The organism is Arcobacter roscoffensis (assembly GCF_024267655.1).
GTDB classification, from domain to species: Bacteria; Campylobacterota; Campylobacteria; order Campylobacterales; family Arcobacteraceae; genus Arcobacter_B; species Arcobacter_B roscoffensis.
The window spans coordinates 1,582,361-1,606,192 of the sequence record NZ_CP100595.1 but is presented as its reverse complement, the minus strand read 5'-3'; the positions used below and the strand labels follow the sequence as shown (position 1 = coordinate 1,606,192).

The window sequence follows — 23,832 nt, the reverse complement described above, 5'->3', positions numbered from 1 at the left end:
TTTAAAACTGCTTTATAAAATTTGTATTTTGGTTTTGAACATTTTTATACTCTTGTTTTAGTTGTTCATATTGTAAATAGTAGTCATTGTACAAAAATGAATAATCATTATTTTCATCTTTGTAAGTATCATATTGGTTTTTATAAGAACTGCTTAATGTATCTAAAAAAGAAAAAGAGTTTATCTCAAGTAAGATTTCATCAAGTTGCTCTTGGGGTATTTTATCAGTTGTTTTAAAGTTTTCATTATTTATTTTGTAACTTGCACTTTTATGTAGTAAGTCACTTAAACTGCTATTTGAATTTTGTGATGAAAAATAATTGTGTTTATCTTCATATTTAGTTGATAAAAAAGTAAAGCCCATATTAAAAGGTTTACCAAGTACTGTATTAAACATAGCTTTTGATAAATTTTCATCATTTGAAAAAAGTGTCGCTAGTCTTAAGTTTTTTGCTATTTGTTTATCTTCTTCATTTTCAAAAAGATACTCTATTTCTTCAAGTGAAATATTTTTTATATTTTCAAAACTAAGACTAGTTGTTTTATCTGTTTTAAAGTCTTTATCTAATGAGTTTTTAACTTCTTTTAAAAACTCTTCATTTTTACTACTAATATTGTCTTTTTTGATATTTGCTAAGAAATTTAATTCATTTATATTTGATGTGAACAAAACACAACCTTTTTATAGTTTTAAATACTAATAAAACATAGTAAATCTTCATATTTAGCCTACAAAGGCTTTTTGTAGTTTTAGTCGTGTAATTGCACCACTAAAACAAACCTCGTCCAAATATAAGTCTAAGTAAATCTTAAGATATGAACTTACATTTTGAGCCTACTAAAGAGTTTATATATTATATAAAATAAAAACAAAAAGGGCAAGCATGAAAAATATATTAATTCTTTTAGTTACTGCATTTTTATTTTTTGGATGTAGTTCAAAAAATCCTCCTTTAGAGACAGTAAATAAAGTTGACATACAAAAATATCTTGGAACTTGGTATGAAATAGCAAGGTTCGAGCATAGATTTGAAGAAGGTTGTAAAAATGTAAAAGCAAACTATTCTTTAAAAGATAATGGCGATATAAAAGTAATAAACTCTTGTACTCAAATAAAAACAGGTGAAAAAACTGAGGCAACTGGTGTTGCATATGCAGTTGACGAAACAAATAGTAAACTAAGAGTTAGTTTCTTTAGGCCATTTTATGGGGATTATTGGGTTTTAATGCTTGATGAAGAGTATAAATATGCACTTGTTGGATCACCAAATAGAGAATATTTATGGATATTATCAAGAACAAAAACTATAAGTGATGAAACTAAAAATAATATTTTAGCAAAACTTCCAGCGTTAAAGTTTGATGCTTCAAAATTTATATGGACTATTCAGGATTAATATATGTACTATAAAAAACTTCACAAACCTAAAAAGCCTAAAGAGTTAGAAAGTGATATGCAAGAATTTGATGATAACAGACTAATAGAAATGGCTTGGCAAGACAGAACAACTTTTGATGCAATATACCTTCAATACGGACTTACAGAAAATCAAGTCAAAAAAAGAATGAAAAAATTACTAAGTAAAGATGGTTTTAAAAGATGGAGAAAAAGAGTTCATGGAAGAGCTACAAAACATAAAACAAAAGTTCATCATAAACCAGATAGATTTCAAGGTCCATGGTAATATAGCTATTCATGAAATGACAATTTTTTTATACTAAAGGCACTGCTTTTAGTATAAAATAAATAAAAAAAGGACTTAAGATGTTAAAAGAGTTAATTTTTACAGGTTTGGGTGCAACAGCTGTTATTAAAGATAAAGTTGAAGATGAACTAAAAAAACTTGAAGAAAAAGGTAAGATTGATTCATCTGATGTTAAAGGCTTTATAGAATCTTTGGAGAAAAAGGGACAAGACGAAGAAGAGAAGTTTAAAAAACATATCAAAGATAGTTTAAAAGAAGCTATTAATGAACTTGGACTTGTAACTAAAAAAGATTTAGAGAAATTAAAAAAGGATCTAAAATAGACACTTTTTTCTCTAAACTGAAACTCTACTCACCTAAAAGAGTCTATAAAGTCTTTAGGTTTTTAATGACTGTTTATTTAGTTATTAAGAAAAAAGAGAGTTTTATGTGGATCAAACCTCTTGACCCTAAAGGCTTAAAAAACACTACTATAAGCTTAGGCGCTAGTTTCATAAAATTGGCTCAAGTTCTGGCAACTAGGGCTGATTTTTTTAGTGAAGATTACTTAAGTGAATTAAGAGAACTTCACGACCAACTTCCAACAATGTCAGATGACAGTTTCCAAAGGGTATTTGAAAGAGCATTTTCAAATACTCCTTTTAAGAAATTTGACAAAAAAGCTATTGCTTCTGCATCCATAGGACAAGTACATATTGCAAAATTAAAAGATGGACAAAAAGTTGCTGTAAAACTTAGACGTGAGGGAATAAAACAAAGAGTTATTGCTGATATAAATATCATCTCTTTTTTTAATAAAATATTCAAACCCCTATTTTCACATTATACAAAAAACTCAATAGAAGCTGTAATTGTAGAGTTTTCATCTATGATAAGACAAGAAGTAAGTTTAACAACAGAGCTTCAAAACTTAAAAAAGTTTTCTCACACTTATAAAGATGAAAATATAGGCTTTCCAAAACCTTACGAGCAATACTGTAGTGATGATGCTCTTGTTATGAGCTATGAAGAAGGCTTTAGGTTTGATGATAAAAAATCAATACTTAAATATAATATAGATTTTAACAAGATTATCGCAAACTTAGTAAGCTTCTATACAACTCAAATGTTAATAAAAGGTTATTTTCACGCTGATCCTCATCCTGGAAATATTCTTATTACAAAAGAGGGAAATATAACTATGCTCGATTTTGGTATGGTAAAAACAGTACCAAATAATAAAAGAGTTGCAATTATTGAGCTTATAAAAGCTGCAAATGAACAAGACTATGAACTATATATTAGTGCGAGTAAAAGACTTGGGACTATTGCCTATGAAGCCCCTACAAGTGAACTTGCAGAGTTTACAAGTAAGATGTTTGATATTTTCTCAAATGATAATCTTGATAGTGAATCTATGCAAGAACTAGCTTTTGAAGTTTTAGAAAGCACTAGAAATATGCCTTTTAAACTTCCAAGTGATGCGATATATATCTTAAGAGTTAGTGCTATTATCGAAGGTCTTGGAACTACATATATTGAAAACTTCAATGGTGTAAAAGATATTCTACCTATCTTAAGAGATAATCTTCCAAAAGCTCTTGGAGCAAAAGACTCAATAGTTGAAACTATCATCGATGAAATAAAAGATATACCTTTTACAATCAAAGATTTAAAATCAACTTTAAAACAAGCAAGTGAAGGTGATCTTGAAGTACAAGTTTCACAAAATCAGTTGGAGTACCTAACAAAAGAAGTAAAAGAGTATCTAAAACCAAAGTTCGTATCTTTGTCTTTGATGATAAGTTCAATTTTTATTCTTCTTTTAGATAAAGATTACAAAGAAATAGCAATAGGTCTATTTGTTTTTGCACTTGCAAGAATAATATACAAGTAAGGGAAGTATTATGAACATAGCTATAATTGGAGCAGGTTTTAGTGGATGCTACTTATATAATAGATTTAGAAAAGAAAATCATGATATTAAAATTTTTGAAAAATCAAGAGGATGTGGAGGAAGACTAAGTACTAAATATATTGGTGATAAGTTTGTAGATCATGGTACACCCTACTTTGAAACTAAAGAACCTGACTTTATTTACTTTGCAAATAGATTTGAAAGAAAAGGCATATTAAGAAAAGAGAAAAACAAATACTTCCCTACAAATGGTATAAATAAATTTTGTTCTTCAATGATAAATAAAAAAGATTTAATAAAACAAACAAAGATAACAAAGTGCATAAAAAAAGAGTCTTTATGGTATTTGTATGATGAAAAGTCAAAATGTTATGAAGCTTTTGATTTACTTATATTAACTATTCCAGCCCCACAAGTTTTAGAAATGGATATACAAATAGATGATAAAATAGCCGATGATTTATCAAAAGTAAAATACAATTCAATAGCAACACTTATACTTCATGATGATAATGAGTTCAAAATAAATGAAGATTTATATAGCTCGCAATTCTTTAAAAAAGTAGTAAACAATAGTGAAAAATACGACTACAAAGATTTTTCAAGTTATGTATTTCATTCAAATGAAAGCTTTTCTACAAATAACAATGACAAAAATAAAGAAGATTTAGGAGTACAAATATACAACTATATAGACTATTTCCAAAAAACAAAACTACCTAAATCCATATACCATATTTCACATCTTTGGAAATATGCAACTGTAAAAGAAGGACTTAAAAGTAAGTACTACCTAAATAATGAAAAAGATTTAGCTTTTTGTGGAGACTACTTCGAGAAAGCAAACTTAGAAGGAAGTTTTCTAAGTGCTAAGGCTTTGGGAGATGAGTTAGTAAAATAATTTGATTAAGTACATTCGAACATTTTTATATCTCTTCTATCCCAATTCTTTTTATGTAATTAAATGTTTCATCATAAAATTCTGGTAATCGTGTTTTGTCATCTATTGATCCATAAGGTATAAATATTATCATTCCTTGCCTAGCTCTAGTTAGCAAAACTCTATATGCATTTAATAAATAACTTTTTATTATTTCTTTATTGATATTCTGCCATTTTGTACCCTTAAATTTTCTAAATACCCATTGGTTGTTATGAAAATAAAAATCTCCATCCCAGCATACACATGTCCAATCAAGTTCTAGTCCTTGAATATCAAATTCAGTTGCAACTTCTTCATTGAAGTATGAAGACCTAATATCATCTTTATTATTTAAGAACCAAACTGGGGCATCAATCTGGTTTTTTACATTTATACCAAATGGCCTTAAACGATATGCCCCAGATGAAGTAACTACACCACTTCTTTCACTTCCAATTACTTTTGATTTTAACCATTTTTTTGCTTTCTCGAAATCTCTTGTGACCAATATAGGATAATCATTTTTTAAAAAGTTATTATATAATCTCGTAGCCTTTGTTGTGTTAATATCTAAAATAGAGTGAACAAAATCAGATAGTTTTTCTGAGCGAAAAGATCTAACTGAAACAGATAGGTGTAAGTTTTTATTTATATTAGTATTTTCTTTTAACCACTCTTTTAATGTATTATCTTTCAAGTAGTTTTTATCTTCTACTATTGAATTTGATAAATATATATTCCAATCTTGAAAATGATTTTTCAACGAACTAATCCATTCTTCTAATCCTGCCTCACCCGTATTTATCTCTTGTCCACCACCTATTAAGCAAATTATTGTACACCAATCTTGATGCCTATTCATTACATCAATTAAAAACCTCGGTTCTGATGACTCAAAATTATCTTGCCCTTTTTTTCTTTTCATAAAAGAACTGGTTTGTTCTTGATCCCAAGCTCTTTGAGCTTCATCAAATACTACTACTTTTTCAATAGGTGCTTTATCTGTAACTAATGAGTCATCCCTAAAATGGTGAATGTTTTGAATAAAAGCATGTGTTTTAATTGCAGCTTCTTTTTTTGTTAGCTTTTGCCCTTTCTTTTTTGCATTGTTAACTTCATCTCTTGTGAGAGCTTCTCTTAATACGTCAACTAATGGCCCATTTCCTGATAAAAAAACTGCATGTTCCTTTTTATCAATATTCATTCTTTCATTTGCAATATTTAGGCCTGCAAGTGTTTTTCCTGCACCAGGAACACCTGTAATAAAACAAATTGATTTCTCATTTGTTTTTTTTGAACTATTTATAATTTGGTTAATTTTATTTGTTGTAATGGACAAATTAATAGCACCAGAATCTGATCTTGAAATTTCTTGAACATTATGACCTTTATATAATGCTTTAGCTGCTTCAATTATAGTTGGTGTTGGTTTATATATTGAGTCTTTCCAAGACAATGGACATATATTATATTCTTGTCTTAAATTTAAACATTCTTCTATGACATTAAAAAAAGAATTTTTATTAGCTAGTAATGGTTTATATAGTTTATCTTGTAATTGCTCAATTTTATTTTCAAAACTTTTTGCTTCAGTTGCAATAAGTATGGGAAATAACTTTTGAGTATGACTGCCTTCATGAAAGTTTTTTAAGTCTTGTGAATAGTCTATAACTTGCTCTATTGCATTATTGTCATATGTTGTTGAGCCAACTTTAAATTCAATAACAAAAATTGAATCATTGATAATAATAACATTATCGACACGCTTTCCCATTCTTGGAATTGCAAATTCAAAAAAAATATATCCATGAGTATAAGTAAAAAATACTTGTTTTAGTAACTTTATTTGTCTTATCCAAGCATTTTTCTGTAAATCTTCTAAAGCATGATTATGATATCTTGCTAGTTCACCAAGAATCTTGTTTGTGTCTTCTTTAGTAAATTTATTGATATTATTTGAATAATAAGATCTTTGCAAGTTGAAATTTCCTATGTTTTAATATTATTATAACATAATATACTATGAATATTATATCATTAGCCTAAATAAAACTCATCCCCAGTTTTCACATACTTATACTTCAATTTTACTTTATTTTTTAATATATACTCTAAAGTTGTATGCGAGATGTGCATCAAATAACCCTCTTTTACTTTTAGTTCATCTAATATATCACTTGCTTGATTGTAGTTTAGGTGGTTTCCTACTTCTTTTCTTTCATCATAGCAAGCATCTATGAAAGCTAGGTCTATTTTTTGTGATTTTAGAAAATCTAGGCTATTTTTTGCTATTCCTGAACAGTCTGTTAGGTATGCTATGGTTTTGTTTTTTGTTTTTATTAGATAACCAAAAGTGTTTTTTGAATGTTTTAAAGGAATAGTTGTAAAGCTTATATCATCGATGGTTTGAGTTTTGAACTCTTCTATTTCGTTATAACATATTGAGTGTTTATGTTTAAACAAATCAGAAAAACCATTTTCATCTTTTGGGTGAAAACAGTTGATTTTTTGAGCTGAGTGTCTTAGTCTTAAAAGCCCTAGACAATGATCAGCATGAAAGTGAGTAAGAAATACAGCTTTTATATCATTTCCATCAAAGATATTTGATATATCTTCTATTCCTGCATCTAAAAGTATTACATTATTATCTACTTTGATATATACACTTGTTGATAGATTTTTTAGTCCTTTGTCTCTGTGATATGTACATACCATACATTGGCAATTATGTACTGGAAAGCCTGCACTATCAGCAGTTCCTAGAAATTCAAGCTTCAATTTTTACTCCTTTTACACTATTTTTTATACTTAGCAGTAATAGCACTGCTATTAAAGTCACACTTATTAGTCCTATTGTAGCTATCTTAACTCCAAAGTTTTCTAAAACAAAAGCAAAACCAAAAGGAACCATTGAGGTAACTATTAGTCTGAAAAGGTTTAGTTTTCCTATAGTTTTACCATAACCATCATTTCCAAAAAGATATAAAGGAAGTGTTCCTCTTACTATGTCACTTAGTCCTTGTCCTGCTCCATATAATAGCACAAACAATAAAGCTACTAAATAATCATAACCACTAAGAATTAAAGCTATTAAACCAAAAAACATCAAAAAAGTTGAAGAAATAGCTGTAAATAATGGTGATATTCTTTTTGCAAAACTAAGTTCTGTAACTCTGGCTACAACTTGTGAAGGACCTATTAAAGCACCAAGAGCTACAGTAGTTGCAGCCTCCATACCAAAACCTTTAAAGATAGCTAAAAATTGTGTTTGCATAGCCGTAATAGGTATTGCTAAAAGTGAAAAAGCTATTGCTAAAACAATCAAAGAATTCTTCTTTTGTTTACCTTCTAGACAGATACAATCAGTGAAGTTTTTATCTTCAAATAAACTATTATCTAAAAGCATATTTGGTTTTAAAACAAAAAAGTGAATAGGCAAAGCTATAAAGATATGAAATAGCGCAAGCAATTGATAAACTTCTCTCCAAGTAAAAACAGTAAGTAAATAAGTAATCAAGGGCCAAAATATGGTAGATGCAAAACCTGCCATAAGTGTAATCTGAACGATAGGAAGTCTAGCTTTTACACCTGCAAGTTGAGAGAAAGCTACAAAAGCAGCTTCATATAAAACCAAAACAGAAACCATTTCCAAAAACAGTATGGCAAAGATAAATTGAAATTTTGTTTGCACATATGCTAAAAGTACTAAGCCCAAAGCACAAAAAAGTGAGCCAAAACTCATAATCCATCTTGCCCCATGTTTATCAAGTATTTTACCAACTATAGGAGCTATCAATCCTCCAAGTAAAATACCTAGTGATAAAATACCAAAGATAAATGACTTAGACCATGTAAAATAACTTGAAATTTCTTCACTCATAATGGATATAGAGTAGTATAAAGTACCATATCCAATTGTTGTAGTAATACCTAAACCTATTACAGATTTAGCTGTTCCTTTTATAAATATTTTTTCTATAATCTTTTCAAATATATTCATTTTTTCTCTTTATTTAAATCTCAAAGTACTAAGTAAGCAGTAGTGATCACTATAATCTTTTAAAACTATTTTAGATGAAACTTTTATATTTTCATCACTTTTATAAAAAATGTAGTCTATAATAACTCCATCTTTATGGCTGAACTGAACATTATCATCATAAAAGCCATTTTCTTTTATAAGTTGGATTTCTTTTGAATTTGGAAAAGCATTTAAATCGCCACAAAACATAGTTACATCATAAAAAGAATAATACTGTTTTATTGCATTTAAGATAGCTTTTATTTGTTTGATTCTATGTTTTGAACTTATATGAGATAAATGAGTATTAACAAGAAGTATTTTTTTTGTTTTTACTTCTACTTGGATTATTTGACAAGCTCTTTCTTCTTTTTCATTCTTTTCAAAGAAAATCTCATCTATTAACTTTATTTTGTATTTTGAAAGTATAGTAAGGTTAGAACTGCTTAGTTTATTATCTCTTTTTTTTGTTCTTGTTCTTGTAGATATATAGTTAAAATCCAAGCTTTTATTTAGGTGTTTACCACTTGAAAACTCTTTTGATTCATAGTCTTCTTGTAAACAAATAATATCAAAGTTTTTTTGTCTTAGCTCATCATTTAACTTATATATTCTAGTGGGGAAATCACCATCATTTTTCCAAATATTAAAAGTTGCTACTTTTATTTTTTTATTCAAGTGATAACTTTTTTATTAAATTTATAAACTCTTTTGAGCTTTCCTCAATATCTTTACTATTGTCAAACTCAATCAATTTTTTAGCTTCAATTTTTTCATAACTTCTATTTAGTCTTTTCTCAATCTCTTCAATTGATTCTCTTTTTCTTAGTAATAGTCTATTTCTTAACTCTTCTTTAGGAACAGTTATATTAATAGTGTAAACCTTATCATACAATTTTTCAAAATCAGAAATCTTTGATCTTGAAATAGAGATAACATTTACCTTGTTTTTAATAGAATTTTTAGCAATGCCATAGTAGTTTCCATGAGCATTCCAAGTTGAGGCAAAAAAACTATTATGTTTTAATATCTCAAATGCAAAATCATCAAGGAAATAGTTTTTTTCGTTTTTATCAGGCTTTCTAGTTATATATCTTCTTACGAAATTAACTTCACCTTTTAACTCTTTTCTTGCACTTTTCAACAAAGTGTCTTTACCAACTCCACTTGGTCCTACTATTAAAACTATTTTTGTATCCATGTAACCTTCTTATTTTGAATATTTATATATAAACTCTCTAATATCTTTTAAGTCTTCAATTTGCTCTTTTATCTCATCATGAGTCCAATCCCACCATGAGATTTCCTCTAATGCTTTTATTATATCTTTTGAGAATCTATACTTAAGTACTTTAGCACTTACACCTGCTACTATAGCATATGAGGGTACATCTTTGGTTACAACAGCATTTGATCCAATAATTGCACCATTTCCTATCTTAACTCCTGGCATAATAACAGCCCCATGACCTATCCAAACATCATGACCTATGTTTACTTTTTGCATGTCTCTATAGTTAAAAAATGCTTTATCATCATCACCAAAACCATACATTTCTCTTCTGTACATAAAGTGGTGTTGACAAGGCATTTCATAAGGGTGAAACCCTGGGTTTATTCGCACATTTGAAGCGATATTTGCAAATTTACCTATAGTAGTGTTGGTAATTTGAGAATATTCACATACATAAGAATAGTCATCCATTGAAGAATGGGTGATGTTTACAAAATCTCTAATCTCCGTATATTCGCCAAATTCACAGTTTTCAATAATCGCATTAGGGAAAATAAATGGTTTTCTCCCTAATACTACCTTTGGTTCAGGATTATGATTTTCTATTTTTGTCATTGTATTTAACCTCTAGGTGTAAAATACTTCTATAAATTGTAACCATTTTTAATCCTTATAATTTAAAGCCTCTAATGCCATTGTAAATTGAATCACCATCTTTTAAAGTAAGCACTACTTTTGGGATATGTGTATCATCAACTACAATAATATCAGCTCTTTTTCCTTCCTTTATCTCACCTCTATCCTCTAAGTTAGCGTATGCTGCAGGAGTTGAAGTTACCATTGAGAAACCTTTTGCTATATCAAGATTTGCATCTTCTTTCATTCTATATACTGCTTGAAGCATAGATGTTGGGTGGTAATCAGAACAAAGATACTTACAAACACCCTCTTTTACCAGTTCAATAGCTGCAATATTACCACTTTGAGATCCACCTCTTACAATATTTGGAGCTCCCATACCTGTTGCAATTCCATTTGAAACAGCATATTTTGCTACTTCTAAATCAAGTGGGAATTCAGAAATTTGAACACCTAAATTAAGTAGTCCATCAAGTTTCTCAATACAATCATCATCATGGCTTAAAAGTGTTAAGTCATGTTTTTTTGTAAAAGAAATTAAATCATTAATCTTATCTTCATTTTTGTTTAATTTTTTATCAACTACTTCTTGAACCTCATTATCATCTAAGCCATAATAAGCACTATAGTAAGTTTTGAAAGACTCTAAAGATTTAAATTGACCTTGCCCAGGTGAGTGATCCATAAGAGAAACAAGTTTTACCATACCTTTTGAGATTACTTCTTTGATAGGCTCAACTGCTTCATCACAACTTAACTCAAATCTTGCATGAACATAGTTATCAACTCCCAAGTGTTTGTCATTTGCTTTGTTAATCTCTTCTATTTGAGATATTGCTAAATCAATACTTCTTTTTTTCTTTGGATTTTCTTCAAAACCAATAGCATGAAACATTGTTGTAACACCTGCCATTGATAGCTTTTTATCAAGTTCAGCAACAGCAAGTTCTACTGGAAAAGTAGCCCCATGTCTTGGTTCAATCTCTTTTTCAATAGCATCTGAGTGTAAATCTACAATACCAGGAGCAATTTTTTTATCACCTAAATCAACTGCTACTTCATTTTTTTCATACTCATCAATTCTTTCTATAAATTCACCTTTTATTACCACATCAGCAGGAACAAACTCTTCGTTTATTAATACATTTTTACTTCTTAAAATTGTTTCCATTATTGAACTCTCTCTAATTTATAAATCTTATCACTTATCATTTCCATTGCTTCAAGGTCGTGAAAAATCCCAACCATTGCAACACCTTGTGTTTTTAGTTCTTTTAACTTCTCTACTACTTTCATAGTATTTGTTTTATCCAGTGAAGCAGTTGGTTCATCAAGTAAAAGCAAGCTTTTGGGAGCAATAATACCTTTTGCGATATTTACTCTTTGTTGCTCACCACCTGAAAAAGTCAATGGTGACAAGTCAAATAGCTCTTCTCTAATAGATAAATAATCTAACATTTCTTTTGCTTTGTTTCTTGATACTTCTTCACTTTCACCTTTTACTATTAGCTGTTGAGCTACAACATCAACTGCACTAATTCTTGGTAATATTTGTAAAAACTGTGATACATAACCGATTTCAGACTTTCTAAGCTCTAAAATCTCACTCTCAGTTGCAGTTGCAATATCAATCTTATTTCCATTATCTCTATGAAATACAATATTCCCTTTTGTAGTAGTATATGTTCTAAATAATGTTTTTAAGATTGATGACTTACCTGCTCCACTTGGACCAAAAAGTGATAAAAACTCACCTTGTTTAACATCAAAACCAATATTTTCGAAACCCTTAACTTCAATACTTCCTTGAGTATGTACTTTAAAAGTTTTATCTAAATCTTTTACTTCTAATCGTGTCATTTCTTTTTATCCTTAAAGTATTGATGAAACTAATAACTGTGTATATGGGTGCTGAGGATCTTCTAAGATTTGATCTGTTAATCCTCTTTCAACTATTTGTCCATTTTTCATAACAACTGTAATATCTGTTAAGTGTTTTATAACTCCTAAATCATGTGATACAACTACCATGGCAAAACCAATTTCATGCTGTAATTCTTTGATTAAATCAAGAATCTTTGCTTGAACTGATAAATCAAGACCAGTTGTTGGCTCATCAAGTAATAAGATTTTTGGATTACTTGATAAGGCTTTAGAAATTTGAATTCTTTGTTGTTGTCCACCTGAAAAGTATTCAGGATAAGCATCAATTCTACTTGTAGGAATCTCAGTTTTATCTAAAAAGTATAAGGCTCTATCTCTAATCTCATCATATTTTTTATTTCCACTCATGATAACTTTTTCAGCTATGTTTCCACCTGCTGAAAAGTTATAGTTAAGCCCTAGTCTTGGGTTTTGATAAATCATTGACATTAAAGAGTTTCGCAAAAAAGATAGTTCATTTAAATTTGCATCTAAAATATTTTTTCTTTTTCCATCTCTTCCTACAAAATCTCTTACAAAAATCTCACCAAGTGAGGCTTTTTGGTCTTGATATATTAATTGTAAAAGTGTTGATTTACCACTACCACTTTCACCAACTATTCCTAAAACCTCTCCGTTTGCAAGTGTTAAATTTACATCATTAACCCCAACAACACTTTTACAAGTAGGACAAATAGAGCTATTAAAATCTGCGCCTGTTGTTTCTAAACATTTTGGACAAAATTTTCCAAAAACCTTAGAGACATTTCTCATATCTAGTATCATTAGTTATTTCCTTGTTTTTCTTTTTGCGTATCACAATAATCTGTATCATTACAATAATATGTTGCTTTACCCTCATCATCATAAACTTCATCTAAGAAGCTATGAACACTTCCACATCTAGCACAAGCTTTTCCATCAAAGTTCTCTACTTTAAACTCTCTATCTTCAAATTTTAAAGGCTCTACTTTTGTATAAGGAGGAATAGCATAAATCTTTTTTTCCCTTCCTGCTCCAAAAAGTTGTAAAGCTTTGCAATCATTAAGCTTTGGTGTATCATATTTTGGAATTGGACTTGGATCCATTGCATATCTATCATTTACCATTACAGGATATCTATTTGATATTCTTGAATCTCCATACATTGATGTATCTTCATATAATAAAACCCATAACTTAGAGTAGTCTGCATTTGCATGTAAAAGCTTAGCTTTTGATATATTTGGCTCAACAGTTTCTAAAATATCAGGCATTGGTACTTGATAAACTAAAGTTTGACCTTCTTGTAAGTCAATCTCAGGAACTCTGTGTCTTGTTTGAATTATACTTGCATCAAGTGTTTTAGTTGTTGTATTAACTTTTGTAACTGATTTAATAAAATTTCTAATATTTACAGCATTTACACTTCCATCACAACCTTGGTCAATTACTTTTAAAGTATCTTCTTCATTTATTATCGCAAGTGTTACTTGTAATCCACCAGTACCCCAACCACGAGCAACTGGAAGTTCTCTTGATGCAAAACCTACAATATATCCAGGAATTGCAATAGCTTTTAAAATAGATCTTCTAATCTCTTTTTTTGCTTCTTCATCTAAAAATGCATATCTCATTTTGCAAGTCCTTTTTCTTCTTCTTTCTTATCATCTGTATATTTTTGTGCTGATTTAAAGATTTGATAATCAGTTTGGAATGTCACATAGTGTGGTAATTTAAAGTGATTTGTCATACCAAATGACTCAATCCCATCTAAGTGGTGCATAATCATGTCAAAATCAGCTGCAATAATATGTTCACCACCCACAGAATAGTGAGTATTGTAAAGTGATAAATCTATCATAGACATAGAAATAGCTTTTGTTTCATTTTTTCCAAAACAAAAACCAAAACCTGTTGTAAGTTTTGTATCTCCATCTTCATCTTGATTAAATGTACCTACACATTCAACAGCAGTGGCTTCAATACTTCCAACTTTAACTTCATTTTTTGTAAATGGATGAGTAAACTCAATATCAAGCTCACCAATTCTCAAATCACCAATTGTTGGGTGAATATCACCATAACCTCTCATCGTTGTATATCCAACACATAAAAGAGAACCTGTTTCAGCTCTTGCCATTACTTGTAAAACAGCACTTCTTGGATAAGGCTCAGTTGGATAACTTCTAGTAATATCCCAAGGCTTATCTTCTTTTGGAAGGATTTTGATAAGATTATCTTCTCTTAAAGGGGACATTGCTGATTTGATAATATTATCTTTTGTAGAATACTCTTCAATATTTGTTTCGATATTTTCTAAATCAACTAAAAGTTTAATTTCATAATCATTTGAAGGCCCAAGTAATTGACCACCTTCAATGTCTTTAAACGCTGATGAAATTCTTCTTGTTAATCTCATATCATTTATATCAACAGTTTTAGCAATTCCAATTCTTTGACAAGAACTTCTATGAGCTCTTAAGAAAAATGAGGCATTAAGTAAATCCCCTGCACTTCTTTTTATAGCTTGTGCTGCTAATTTTTTAGTATATAAAGACCCTTCACTAATTACTCTATCAATAGAATAAGTTAAACCCTCAATTAAATCTTTATCATCTAACTTTTCTGATTCTTTTGTAATATCACCATAAAAATCAAGAGAGTTTTTAATAGCTTCTTCTCCACCTTTTATTGCATAATAAGCCATTTTATAAAACCTCCATTTTTGTAGTTCTTGAAATTGCTGTAATCTCGCCTTCTTGACTTAAAAAGAATACTTCATTTCCAAGTGGATAGTAAGAGTTCTTTTCATTAAAAAACTCAACAAAAGATTTGTCAATTGGTAAGTTAACCTTTTTACTTCCATCTATTCCCGGTCCTGTCAATTTAACTTCTAAGCCATTAAAATCTTTACACTTAAAAACAAATGTAGAAGAGTATTCAGGGTCTTTTGATGTTCCAACTTTTCCTTTATTGAATAAATACTCATTTAGTTCATCACAAAAAATATAATCTGCATTATCAGCTTGATCATTTTGTGAATTTGTAATTGCTTCAATTAAATTAAACTCTTCATTCCCTTCATAATAAAAGCTAACTTCTGAGTATAAAAGTGTGTTTGCAATTGCCAACAAATTTGATTCAAATAAAGGTTGAATTTTCTCAATCTTACCTGGCATTGATAAAGCATTCATCATTGATTTAAAGTTATCTCTATTTAGTTTTTCTATATCAACAGTATTCATCTAATATTCCCTTACATTAAATCAAAAGAAACTCTAGTAGCGTTTACTTTTTGATTTATTTTCTCTTTATTTAAACTATCTTGACTCTTTGCTTCTTCTAAAATAGTTACTATTTTCTCTTTAAAAATATCTGCTTCAAAAGCAGCATCAATAACTGCTGTATAAAGAGATAAACTCTCATTTGTATCCATAACCATCGACCAACCTTTAGTATCATTTACTTGTACAATAGTAGAAGTTACTAATACCTCTCCTGCATAAAAATCACTATTTGAAATAGGATCTCTTACAGGAACTAAAAGTGTTTGCTCTGTAGGAGGTGTTAAAACTTGAACCTTATTGTCTTTATCAATCTCTTTATATAATTTTTCTAATTTTTCTAATTGCACTAATTGTGCTAAATTATTAATATCTTCTCTTTTCATTAAATAAACCTTTTTCTAATCATTGCACTAATTTTGTCAAGTATCCAAACAGTTAAAACAATAATGATAATGATTGAACATACATCACCATTTTCAAAAGCTCTCATCTTGTCGAACAGATAAAAACCAATACCACCAGCACCAACAAATCCAAGAATTGAAGCTGCTCTTACATCACTTTCAAATCTATATAAAGCCATAGAAACAAAATGAGGCATTGTTTGTGGGATAACCGCATAAACTAATACTTTAAAAAATCCAGCACCTGTTGTAGTTAAAGCTTCTACCGGACCTGGGTCTATTGACTCATTTCCCTCACTTAAAAGCTTTGATAAAACACCTGCTGTATGCACACCTAATGCTAAAATACCTGCCATTGGTCCAAGACCAACTGCACTTACAAAAATCAATGCCCATACAATTTCATTGATTGATCTAAAAACATTTGCAACAAAGGTAGCACTTCCATATATCACTTTTTTTATGAACTCATGAATTGGAGTTTTACCTGGAATTAAAATATTTAAGATATTTCTTGAACTCATATATGATAATGGAACTGCCACTACTATAGATATAAACAATGCAACAACTGCCATTTGAATAGTCTCTATCATTGACCATACATAAACCATTAAATCAGCACTATTTAAATTTGGTGGGAAAAATCCACTTCCTTCAATACTTGGATTACCAGCAATATACTCAGACATATAACCAGCACCCTCATAAAGTGAAGAAAAACTCATTTCTGTGTCATTCCAACTTTGAATTAGAACAAGTAAAAAAATTACAATTACTGCTGATTTCCCAAAAGAAAAGGGACTACTTTTAGCTTTTAGCTCTTCTACATTCATTTTATTATCCTTATTTAAGTAAGCGTAGAACGCTTACTTTTTTTAATTATTTATTTTTTAACTTATTTTTTAGTTCGATTAATTCTCTTACAGAATCATAAACAGAGTCATCACCTTTAACAAAACCTTTGTTTTTTAGTTTTTCTAAACCTTTAGGGTCGTTGTAAGATAAAAATGCACCTTTTAAAGCCATTTTAAGTGATGTTGGTAAATCAGCTCTTGCAGCAACAGGAGCTCCTGGAATTAAATCTGAAGTCCAGATAACATTAAATTGATCTTTTTCCCAGTGTTTTCCTAATCCTCTATTAAAATCTAAATTATTAGTAGAAGCTGCATCAATTCTTCCAGCTTTTACTGTTAAAATAGAAGCCTCATGACCACCTGAATAAACTACTTTAGAAAAATATTCTTGAGGGTTAATTCCAGCTTTTGAGAACATCACTGTTGGAACTAAAGTTCCTGATGTAGATTGAGATGATGTGAATGCCCAAGTTTTACCTTTTAAGTCAGCTAAACTTTTTAAGCCGCTTCCTTTTTTAGTAATAATCGTACCTCTATATCCTGGAAGCCCTGATTCCCCATCAACTTCTACAACTAAAGCTTCAGCATTAGCTCTTTTTGCAGCTTCAACATAAGATTTTGGTCCTAAATAAGCTACATCAATATGTTTATGTTGCATTCCTGTAATTACACCTGTGTAATCTCCAGCTAATTTCATCTCAACTTTAATACCTAATGATTTTGATAAATAATCAGTTAAAGGTCCGAAGTTTTCTTTCATAGAAGTTGAACCAGCTACAGGTATTACACCAAAAGTAATTTTTTCTGGCCATTTTTCTTGTGCAAACATTGATGTTGATGCTAATCCTAAAGCTATAGAAGCTACTGTAAGTTTTTTAATTAATTTCATTTTATTTCCTAATTTAATTTTTGTTTTACACTAGTTGTTTGTGTAGATTTTTTCAACTAACTTTTCAGTTAGCAACTCACTCTTATCGTCAAAGACAACTTGACCATCGTTTACTCCAACGATTCGGTCACAATACTCTTTGGCATACTCTAAATGATGAAGGTTCGCAATTACAGTTACCCCGTAAGTTTTGTTTACCTTCCTTAAAATCTCCATAACCTTTTTTGCACTTTTTGGATCAAGAGCAGATACAGGTTCATCAGCTAAAATGATCTTTGGTTCTGCGGCTAAAGCTCTAGCTATTGCAACTCTTTGTCTTTGTCCTCCCGAAAGTTCATCACACCTTTTCATCGAATGTTTTGTAATATCAACAATGTCCATATACTCTTTTGCTTTTTTTAACTCCTTTTTCTTATATAGTTTTATTATTGCTCTTGTTAGAGGGATTTCTTTTAACATTCCACTAATTACATTATCAAGTACAGAAATTCTATCAACTAGGTTATAGCCTTGAAAAATAACTCCAACTTGTTCTCTTAATTTAACTAAGTTCTTTTTCTTGATATTATTTAAATCAAAATCTAAAACTTCAAACTTTCCATCAAAAACTTTTATTCCACCAGTAACTGACATTAAAAGTGTTGATTTACCAGCACCACTAGGTCCAATGATTCCAATAAATTCACCCTCTTTTACTTTAAAGTCCACATTTTTTAAGATTTCTTCTTTTTTATAACCTAATGTTAGGTTTTTCATCTTTATCACTATTAATCTCCTAATTAAATTAAATCTACTTTGATTTTACAAGTATCGGCTCTAAAATATGATGTTCCATATTCAACAAAATTTCCATCTTGGTCTTTTGATAAAGTACTAGCTGCTAAAATTGGTGAATTTGAAGGCATCATGAGTAGTTTGCTAAACTCTTTTGTTGAAACTAAAGATTCAAATACAGTTGAAACTTTCCTAATTTCTAAATTTGGATAACATTTATTTAAAATTTTATATAAAGAGAAAGGCTCCATATCTAAGTTGTTAATAATCTCTCTATAAATAAATGCATCAAAATAAGAATATGAAACAGAAATAGGCAAATCATTTGCATATCTTAAAAGTTTCAACTCTATAACTTTTAATTTCTTACTTAATCCTAAGTTATTTATTACATCTTCGCTTGGTTCAACAATATTGGCACTTAAAAGTTTTGTTTTTGGCTCGTAACCTAAATCTAATATTTTTGAAGAGTAAGAGCTTTTATCAGTAATTGAATAAGGAACTTTTATATTTGATATAAAGTTTCCTTTTCCTCTTTTTGTGTAAATAAACCCTTTGTCTTTTAATAAAGATAAAGCTTGTCTTACAGTATGTCTATTTACATCAAACTGTTTAGCTAATTCATTTTCTGATGGTAGTTTTTCACTTACATTGTACTCTTTGGATTCAATACTTTTTAATATTTGTTCATAAAGTTTTATATATGTAGGTTTTGTAACTTTCTTCACTTTAACTGCCTTTTAACTTGTCTACACAAGCTTGATGTTGGAAGTATAAAGCACATAAATTACACAATGATTACAAGTTGTCTATACAAGTTGTAAGTCTTGTATAGACAAGCTAAAAGTTAAATTTGTTTAATAGCAGTATTTATGGTAGTTAGATTAGATAATTACAGTTTAATTACAATCTTCTTTTTTAGATAAAGTTTTTAAAAGTTCGCAAGAAAAGCCAGCTTTTTTTCTAGCTTCAAAGTTTAAATCCATTTTTCTTTTTGTTGACCCTGGAAAAACTTCTTCTATTATTTGTAAATAAGTAGAATCATAAGGTACATTTTCTAAATCACATGCGTATTTAAACCAAACATCGCCTTTTGTTACATGATCAACTTCTTCTTCTAAAATAATATTTAAAACATCAAGTATTTTTCTATTAAATGGATCATTATTTGATTTTAGCTTTTCCATTATTTTTGGATTTTGATCTAAACCATTTGCTTCAAGATATCTTGGAACTGCTGCCATTCTTCTTAAAAATTCAGGTGTTGTCTCCATAGCTTCAAATAAATTTTTATGCACGGCAAAGTCACCATATTTACCACCTATTTCTGCTAGTAACTCCTCTAACATTAAAAAATGTCTAATCTCATCATCTGCAACCTCTAACCAATCTTTATAGTATTCTAGGGGTAAGTCTTTGTATCTAAGTGCTGCATCAAGTGCTAAATCAATTGCACTATATTCGATATGTAAGATTGTATGTAATAAATATTGTTTACCTTCTATGGATTTAAAGTTTTTTATTTTAGGTAAAGATGTTGGTTTAACAATCTTTAAAAAACTTATATATGATGGCTCTTTAAGTTCATAGGGTATATAATCTTTTTCAAAAGTAAAATTGTTATTTATAAAGTTTTTATAAAAAGATTTGAACTTTTCAATCTTATCTTTTGGATTATTTGCTAATAAAACCTGCTCTAATGTAGAAAAATAATTCACGTATAACCTCTTTTATGATATAATGATAATATTTTAGCGAAAAGGCTTTAAAATGGATATAAAAGTACAGCCAATGGGCGATTATCAGACTAATTGTTATATAGTAACAATAGATGATAAAGATATAATTATTGATCCAGGAGTAGATGCAGCAAGATGGATAAAACAAAATGTAACAAATCCTGTCGCAGTTTTAAACACTCATGGACATTTTGATCATGTATGGTCAAATACAGAAGTTAAAAATGAATACAATGTAAAATTATATACACCAAAAGATGACTGTTTTTTATTAACTACAGATCCTTATGGACTTGGAATGCCCTCTTCAATTGCTGATATTGAAGTTGAACCAGACCAAGAGTTTGAGATTGCAGGTGTTAAAATTAAATTTCATCATTTCCCTGGACATACGCCAGGATGTTCTGCAATTCAAATTAATGAACATTTATTTACAGGTGATTTTATATTTAAAGGTACTATTGGAAGATTTGACTTTCCAATGTCAAATGCAGCACAAATGAAACAAAGTATTAATAAGATACTTTCTTGGGAAAATACAAATTTTCATATTTACCCTGGACATGGTGATAAAACTACACTAATAGCTGAGTTAGATTCCTTAGCACAATGGGAAAGATATATTATATTATAAGGGTAAATATAGATGAGTCAAGTTTGTGAAAATATAGTAAATGAGAATGAAAACTTAAAACTTGTAAGAACTTTAGAACAGTTTTATGTAGAAGTATTAGAGTATTTAAAAACAAAATTCAATGTTGATGATATTGAGATTACTCTACTTGATACAAGCGAAGAGGATAGAGAAGATATTCTTTACAAATCTTCAAATAAACTAATAGAGCATGAGAACTGTGTATTTGAATTAATTCAAAGTGAATATACAAAGATTAGAGTTATAGTTTCATCAAATGACGATAAAAATATAATTGAGAATAGATTTGTGATTAATCTTGCTCTTCAAGCCTTTTCTCAGACACTATATAATAAGCTTTTAAAAGATACTTTAAAAGATTTAAGTTTGATTGATAGTTTAACAGGTTTATATAATAGACACTATTTAGAAAACTATGCAGAGAAATTATTAAGTTTATCAATTAGAGAAAAAAATACTTTAGGTTTTTTAAAATTTGGTATTGATCAATTTAAAGCTGTAATTGATGAGTTTGATTACAATATAGGTGATAAAGTACTTATTGCTTTATCAGATGTATTAAAAGAGACTTTAAGAACATCTGATATTATTTTAAGAATTGATTCAGATGAATTTTTAGTAATTTTAATGAACATTCAAGATAATGAAAATGCTTCAATGATAGCCCAAAAAATTATTGAAGCATTTGCACAAAAAGAAGTATTAGTAAACGAACAAACTAAGCAAACTCTAAAAAAGACAGTTTGTTGTGGTATAGCAATTTTCCCTGATGATGCTTCATCAATGGATGAAATTTTTAGAAAATCTGATATTGCTTTATATGAAGCAAAAAATAAAGGTAGAAGTCAATTTTTTACGTATACACAAGAAGATACCAATACAATTGACTTATTTTAAGGTTTAAATTATGAAAGAGAAGATTTTAGAACTAATAAAAGACTCAAAGAAAAATGAAGAAAGCTACAAATCTTTAGTTAGTATTTATAATTTATACGAGCAACTACAGTATTCAACAAATATTGTTCAAATGGCTGAAGATATTTATGACTGGTTAAACAAATTTTTTTGTGTTGATAATCTAACATTTTCTCTAATTGATATAAGCTCAAATACAAAAGAAGAGATTTTAGTAAAAGGGAAAGAATTCTATCTTGATGATGATAGAGCTTACTTTTTTATTATAAATACTCATACTAATCTTAATGCAACAGTATCTTTTAGTGCCACTTCAAATGTTCACTATCAAGTACTGCAAGCTAAATATGATACTATTGAAGCTGCATTTTTTCAAATCTCACCTATTATTCAAAATGGTATTCTAAAGAAAAACTTTATAGAGTCTTCATCTATTGATTCAGTTACTAAAGTTTATAATAGAAACTATTTAATTGAAAACTTAAATAAACATCTTACTATTTCAAATAATACAAGAGAAGAGATATATTTTCTTATGATTGGTGTTGATCATTTTAAAGCTGTAATAGATGAATTTGATTATGACATCTCAGATCAAGTTTTAGTAGAGCTTGCAAAAATAATCCATACAAATATAAATGAATTTGATATGGTTGCTAGACTTAATGCTGATGAATTTTTAGTAACTATTTTAAGTAATACAGCAAAATGGCAAATAGAAGATATTGCTAAAAAAATAATTGAAGGTTTTGCAAAAGTAGAGATTGAAGTTAATCCAATTACAAAGCAAACTTTGAAAAAAACTATTTGCATAGGACTTGAAACTTTTAAAACAGATTCTAGTGAAACAATTACAGATGCTATAAAAAATGCTGATATTGCTTTATATGAAGCAAAAAATAATGGGAGGAGTCAGTTTTTTGACTATGCTGAACTCTCAGAAGAAGATACAATAGAACTTTTTTAAGTCTATTGTACTTTTCTAGCTTTTACATATACTCTTTTAGGTGCAGGATAACCCTCAATAGTTTTACTACTATCATTTGGATCTAAAAAATCTTCTAAGCTTTGATCAAAAGACCATTTTGTTTTTCTTTGCTCTTCATTTGTTGTAACTGTTGTTGCAATAACTTCAATATTTTCAAATCCAGCTCTAAGAAGCCAGTTTGTAAGTGCAGGAATTGTTGGTATAAAATAAATATTTGGTATTTTTGAATATCTTTTATTTGGTGTTAGACAAAGCTCTTCTTCTCCATCAATCATAAAAGTATCAATTAATATTTCACCTTTTGAGTTTAAGCCTCTTGCTAATGACTTTAAAGTTCCTACAGGATCTGGTCTATGATATAAAACACCAAGCATAAAAATAAAGTCAAATTGATGATTATAATACTCTAAGTGTTCAACCCCAAGCATTTCATAAACTATTTCTGATTTAACAAAGTGATTTATAAACTCAAATTGATGTAAGGTTAAAGCACTAGGATCAAAACCAATAAGTCTTTTTGGTTTATCCTCAAGCATTCTAAACATATAATATCCATTATTACAACCAATATCTGCAACAACTTTGTCTTTTAAATTAAAGTGAGGTCTAATTAGATTGTATTTTATATTACTTTGCCATTCGCTATCTATTTCTAAACCAAAAAGATTAAAAGGCCCTTTTCTCCAAGGAATAAGTTTTTTTGCTGTTTCTTCGATTAGATTATACTCTTCTTGAGTAAGGTTTTCTCTTTTTCCAATAGTAAACCAATCTCCATAATCAACAAAAAGCTCTTTCGTTTTTATCTCTCGTGCTTTATTTAATTGCTCAAACCAAGGCTGAACATTTTTCCAATTTCTGCAATCGTCTTTCTTTTTTTGTAATTCTTCTAAATTCATAGCGTTATTATAGGAATAATAAGTAAAATATTGTCTTAAATCAAGTCAAACAAATTAATCTTTTGTTATACTTCCAAATGAAATAAAATATGAATTTATTTTCA

General features: G+C 28.9%; 28 protein-coding genes. 8 read left to right on the top strand and 20 right to left on the bottom strand.

Going from position 1 to position 23,832, the window contains the following annotated elements; translation table 11 throughout:
• Position 1: 1 nt before the first annotated feature.
• A complete protein-coding gene (locus tag NJU99_RS07415; RefSeq protein WP_254575282.1) occupies positions 2–670 on the bottom strand; it encodes a hypothetical protein in 669 nt (222 codons plus the stop codon).
• A 214-nt stretch (positions 671–884) separates the two neighbouring features.
• Here NJU99_RS07415 and NJU99_RS07410 point away from each other — a divergent pair, with 214 nt between their 5' ends.
• The 5 genes from NJU99_RS07410 to NJU99_RS07390 all read left to right on the top strand — a co-directional run bounded on the left by NJU99_RS07410 (position 885) and on the right by NJU99_RS07390 (position 4,504).
• Positions 885–1,397: a lipocalin family protein gene (locus NJU99_RS07410; protein WP_254575281.1), complete on the top strand. Its 513-nt coding sequence runs from the start codon at positions 885–887 to the stop codon at positions 1,395–1,397.
• A gap of 3 nt (positions 1,398–1,400) precedes the next feature.
• Positions 1,401–1,685, top strand: coding sequence for a TIGR03643 family protein (locus NJU99_RS07405; RefSeq protein ID WP_254575280.1), 285 nt, complete (start codon positions 1,401–1,403; stop codon positions 1,683–1,685).
• Between the two features lie 80 nt (positions 1,686–1,765).
• Positions 1,766–2,029 carry a hypothetical protein gene (locus tag NJU99_RS07400; protein ID WP_254575279.1) on the top strand — a complete coding sequence of 88 codons (264 nt, stop codon included), beginning with the start codon at positions 1,766–1,768 and terminating at the stop codon, positions 2,027–2,029.
• A gap of 65 nt (positions 2,030–2,094) precedes the next feature.
• A complete protein-coding gene (locus NJU99_RS07395) occupies positions 2,095–3,582 on the top strand; it encodes an ABC1 kinase family protein (RefSeq protein ID WP_254575278.1) in 1,488 nt (495 codons plus the stop codon).
• Between the two features lie 10 nt (positions 3,583–3,592).
• Positions 3,593–4,504 carry an NAD(P)-binding protein gene (locus tag NJU99_RS07390; RefSeq protein WP_254575277.1) on the top strand — a complete coding sequence of 304 codons (912 nt, stop codon included), beginning with the start codon at positions 3,593–3,595 and terminating at the stop codon, positions 4,502–4,504.
• A 25-nt stretch (positions 4,505–4,529) separates the two neighbouring features.
• On the opposite strand, the gene NJU99_RS07385 is transcribed toward NJU99_RS07390, so the two are convergent.
• From NJU99_RS07385 to NJU99_RS07300, 18 genes are all read right to left on the bottom strand, one after another.
• On the bottom strand, positions 4,530–6,503 hold the full coding sequence (locus NJU99_RS07385; RefSeq protein ID WP_254575276.1) for a DUF2075 domain-containing protein: 1,974 nt from the start codon (positions 6,501–6,503) through the stop codon (positions 4,530–4,532).
• A gap of 59 nt (positions 6,504–6,562) precedes the next feature.
• The gene (locus NJU99_RS07380) at positions 6,563–7,303 is read right to left on the bottom strand and encodes an MBL fold metallo-hydrolase (RefSeq protein ID WP_254575275.1); all 741 of its coding nucleotides are present in this window, start codon (positions 7,301–7,303) and stop codon (positions 6,563–6,565) included.
• Complete coding sequence (locus NJU99_RS07375) at positions 7,293–8,525, bottom strand: MFS transporter (protein WP_254575274.1); 1,233 nt, start codon at positions 8,523–8,525, stop codon at positions 7,293–7,295. Before NJU99_RS07375 ends, NJU99_RS07380 begins: the two co-directional genes overlap by 11 nt.
• Before the next feature lie 9 nt (positions 8,526–8,534).
• Positions 8,535–9,224: an endonuclease/exonuclease/phosphatase family protein gene (locus NJU99_RS07370; protein ID WP_254575273.1), complete on the bottom strand. Its 690-nt coding sequence runs from the start codon at positions 9,222–9,224 to the stop codon at positions 8,535–8,537.
• Entirely contained in the window at positions 9,217–9,747 is a 531-nt protein-coding gene (locus NJU99_RS07365; protein WP_254575272.1) for a nucleoside/nucleotide kinase family protein, read from the bottom strand. The genes NJU99_RS07370 and NJU99_RS07365 overlap by 8 nt, the downstream gene beginning before the upstream one ends.
• 9 nt (positions 9,748–9,756) lie before the next feature.
• Positions 9,757–10,395 (bottom strand): LbetaH domain-containing protein, encoded by a 639-nt coding sequence (locus NJU99_RS07360; protein WP_254575271.1) that lies wholly within the window; start codon positions 10,393–10,395, stop codon positions 9,757–9,759.
• 55 nt (positions 10,396–10,450) lie between these two features.
• The gene (locus NJU99_RS07355; protein WP_254575270.1) at positions 10,451–11,590 is read right to left on the bottom strand and encodes an alpha-D-ribose 1-methylphosphonate 5-triphosphate diphosphatase; all 1,140 of its coding nucleotides are present in this window, start codon (positions 11,588–11,590) and stop codon (positions 10,451–10,453) included.
• Complete coding sequence (phnL, locus tag NJU99_RS07350; protein ID WP_254575269.1) at positions 11,590–12,279, bottom strand: phosphonate C-P lyase system protein PhnL; 690 nt, start codon at positions 12,277–12,279, stop codon at positions 11,590–11,592. Before phnL ends, NJU99_RS07355 begins: the two co-directional genes overlap by 1 nt.
• Before the next feature lie 12 nt (positions 12,280–12,291).
• On the bottom strand, positions 12,292–13,128 hold the full coding sequence (locus NJU99_RS07345) for an ATP-binding cassette domain-containing protein (protein ID WP_254575268.1): 837 nt from the start codon (positions 13,126–13,128) through the stop codon (positions 12,292–12,294).
• Entirely contained in the window at positions 13,128–13,958 is an 831-nt protein-coding gene (locus NJU99_RS07340) for an alpha-D-ribose 1-methylphosphonate 5-phosphate C-P-lyase PhnJ (RefSeq protein WP_254575267.1), read from the bottom strand. Before NJU99_RS07340 ends, NJU99_RS07345 begins: the two co-directional genes overlap by 1 nt.
• A complete protein-coding gene (locus NJU99_RS07335; RefSeq protein WP_254575266.1) occupies positions 13,955–15,031 on the bottom strand; it encodes a carbon-phosphorus lyase complex subunit PhnI in 1,077 nt (358 codons plus the stop codon). Before NJU99_RS07335 ends, NJU99_RS07340 begins: the two co-directional genes overlap by 4 nt.
• A gap of 1 nt (position 15,032) precedes the next feature.
• Positions 15,033–15,569: a phosphonate C-P lyase system protein PhnH gene (gene phnH / locus NJU99_RS07330; RefSeq protein WP_254575265.1), complete on the bottom strand. Its 537-nt coding sequence runs from the start codon at positions 15,567–15,569 to the stop codon at positions 15,033–15,035.
• An 11-nt stretch (positions 15,570–15,580) separates the two neighbouring features.
• Positions 15,581–15,994, bottom strand: a complete 414-nt coding sequence (locus NJU99_RS07325; protein ID WP_254575264.1) for a phosphonate C-P lyase system protein PhnG — start codon at positions 15,992–15,994, stop codon at positions 15,581–15,583.
• Positions 15,994–16,851: a phosphonate ABC transporter, permease protein PhnE gene (gene phnE / locus NJU99_RS07320; RefSeq protein WP_254575263.1), complete on the bottom strand. Its 858-nt coding sequence runs from the start codon at positions 16,849–16,851 to the stop codon at positions 15,994–15,996. Before phnE ends, NJU99_RS07325 begins: the two co-directional genes overlap by 1 nt.
• A 46-nt stretch (positions 16,852–16,897) precedes the next feature.
• The gene (phnD, locus tag NJU99_RS07315) at positions 16,898–17,761 is read right to left on the bottom strand and encodes a phosphonate ABC transporter substrate-binding protein (RefSeq protein ID WP_254575262.1); all 864 of its coding nucleotides are present in this window, start codon (positions 17,759–17,761) and stop codon (positions 16,898–16,900) included.
• Between the two features lie 30 nt (positions 17,762–17,791).
• Positions 17,792–18,517 carry a phosphonate ABC transporter ATP-binding protein gene (gene phnC / locus NJU99_RS07310; protein ID WP_254578084.1) on the bottom strand — a complete coding sequence of 242 codons (726 nt, stop codon included), beginning with the start codon at positions 18,515–18,517 and terminating at the stop codon, positions 17,792–17,794.
• Between the two features lie 23 nt (positions 18,518–18,540).
• On the bottom strand, positions 18,541–19,263 hold the full coding sequence (locus NJU99_RS07305) for a GntR family transcriptional regulator (RefSeq protein WP_254575261.1): 723 nt from the start codon (positions 19,261–19,263) through the stop codon (positions 18,541–18,543).
• A gap of 171 nt (positions 19,264–19,434) precedes the next feature.
• Entirely contained in the window at positions 19,435–20,253 is an 819-nt protein-coding gene (locus tag NJU99_RS07300; RefSeq protein WP_254575260.1) for a ferritin-like domain-containing protein, read from the bottom strand.
• Between the two features lie 52 nt (positions 20,254–20,305).
• On the opposite strand from NJU99_RS07300, the gene NJU99_RS07295 reads away from it, so the two are divergent.
• The 3 genes from NJU99_RS07295 to NJU99_RS07285 are packed head-to-tail and all read left to right on the top strand — an operon-like array spanning position 20,306 to position 22,811.
• Positions 20,306–20,908, top strand: coding sequence for an MBL fold metallo-hydrolase (locus NJU99_RS07295; protein ID WP_254575259.1), 603 nt, complete (start codon positions 20,306–20,308; stop codon positions 20,906–20,908).
• Between the two features lie 12 nt (positions 20,909–20,920).
• Entirely contained in the window at positions 20,921–21,826 is a 906-nt protein-coding gene (locus NJU99_RS07290) for a GGDEF domain-containing protein (protein WP_254575258.1), read from the top strand.
• A 10-nt stretch (positions 21,827–21,836) separates the two neighbouring features.
• Positions 21,837–22,811, top strand: a complete 975-nt coding sequence (locus NJU99_RS07285) for a GGDEF domain-containing protein (RefSeq protein ID WP_254575257.1) — start codon at positions 21,837–21,839, stop codon at positions 22,809–22,811.
• A 2-nt stretch (positions 22,812–22,813) separates the two neighbouring features.
• Here the strand turns inward: NJU99_RS07285 and cmoB are convergent, their stop codons facing one another.
• A complete protein-coding gene (gene cmoB, locus NJU99_RS07280) occupies positions 22,814–23,728 on the bottom strand; it encodes a tRNA 5-methoxyuridine(34)/uridine 5-oxyacetic acid(34) synthase CmoB (RefSeq protein ID WP_254575256.1) in 915 nt (304 codons plus the stop codon).
• Positions 23,729–23,832 lie beyond the last annotated feature (104 nt).

Bases quoted from the DNA above. Each gene is read 5' to 3' on its own strand.
- NJU99_RS07410 (WP_254575281.1), top strand. From the start codon at position 885: ATGAAAAATATATTAATTCTTTTAGTTACTGCATTTTTATTTTTTGGA.
- phnE (WP_254575263.1), bottom strand. From the start codon at position 16,851: ATGAATGTAGAAGAGCTAAAAGCTAAAAGTAGTCCCTTTTCTTTTGGG.
- NJU99_RS07360 (WP_254575271.1), bottom strand. From the start codon at position 10,395: ATGACAAAAATAGAAAATCATAATCCTGAACCAAAGGTAGTATTAGGG.
- NJU99_RS07405 (WP_254575280.1), top strand. From the start codon at position 1,401: ATGTACTATAAAAAACTTCACAAACCTAAAAAGCCTAAAGAGTTAGAA.
- NJU99_RS07400 (WP_254575279.1), top strand. From the start codon at position 1,766: ATGTTAAAAGAGTTAATTTTTACAGGTTTGGGTGCAACAGCTGTTATT.
- phnC (WP_254578084.1), bottom strand. From the start codon at position 18,517: ATGAAAAACCTAACATTAGGTTATAAAAAAGAAGAAATCTTAAAAAAT.
- NJU99_RS07285 (WP_254575257.1), top strand. From the start codon at position 21,837: ATGAAAGAGAAGATTTTAGAACTAATAAAAGACTCAAAGAAAAATGAA.
- NJU99_RS07295 (WP_254575259.1), top strand. From the start codon at position 20,306: ATGGATATAAAAGTACAGCCAATGGGCGATTATCAGACTAATTGTTAT.
- NJU99_RS07335 (WP_254575266.1), bottom strand. From the start codon at position 15,031: ATGGCTTATTATGCAATAAAAGGTGGAGAAGAAGCTATTAAAAACTCT.
- phnD (WP_254575262.1), bottom strand. From the start codon at position 17,761: ATGAAATTAATTAAAAAACTTACAGTAGCTTCTATAGCTTTAGGATTA.
- NJU99_RS07375 (WP_254575274.1), bottom strand. From the start codon at position 8,525: ATGAATATATTTGAAAAGATTATAGAAAAAATATTTATAAAAGGAACA.
- NJU99_RS07355 (WP_254575270.1), bottom strand. From the start codon at position 11,590: ATGGAAACAATTTTAAGAAGTAAAAATGTATTAATAAACGAAGAGTTT.
- NJU99_RS07345 (WP_254575268.1), bottom strand. From the start codon at position 13,128: ATGATACTAGATATGAGAAATGTCTCTAAGGTTTTTGGAAAATTTTGT.
- NJU99_RS07395 (WP_254575278.1), top strand. From the start codon at position 2,095: ATGACTGTTTATTTAGTTATTAAGAAAAAAGAGAGTTTTATGTGGATC.
- NJU99_RS07390 (WP_254575277.1), top strand. From the start codon at position 3,593: ATGAACATAGCTATAATTGGAGCAGGTTTTAGTGGATGCTACTTATAT.
- NJU99_RS07325 (WP_254575264.1), bottom strand. From the start codon at position 15,994: ATGAAAAGAGAAGATATTAATAATTTAGCACAATTAGTGCAATTAGAA.
- NJU99_RS07365 (WP_254575272.1), bottom strand. From the start codon at position 9,747: ATGGATACAAAAATAGTTTTAATAGTAGGACCAAGTGGAGTTGGTAAA.
- cmoB (WP_254575256.1), bottom strand. From the start codon at position 23,728: ATGAATTTAGAAGAATTACAAAAAAAGAAAGACGATTGCAGAAATTGG.
- NJU99_RS07290 (WP_254575258.1), top strand. From the start codon at position 20,921: ATGAGTCAAGTTTGTGAAAATATAGTAAATGAGAATGAAAACTTAAAA.
- NJU99_RS07340 (WP_254575267.1), bottom strand. From the start codon at position 13,958: ATGAGATATGCATTTTTAGATGAAGAAGCAAAAAAAGAGATTAGAAGA.
- phnL (WP_254575269.1), bottom strand. From the start codon at position 12,279: ATGACACGATTAGAAGTAAAAGATTTAGATAAAACTTTTAAAGTACAT.
- phnH (WP_254575265.1), bottom strand. From the start codon at position 15,569: ATGAATACTGTTGATATAGAAAAACTAAATAGAGATAACTTTAAATCA.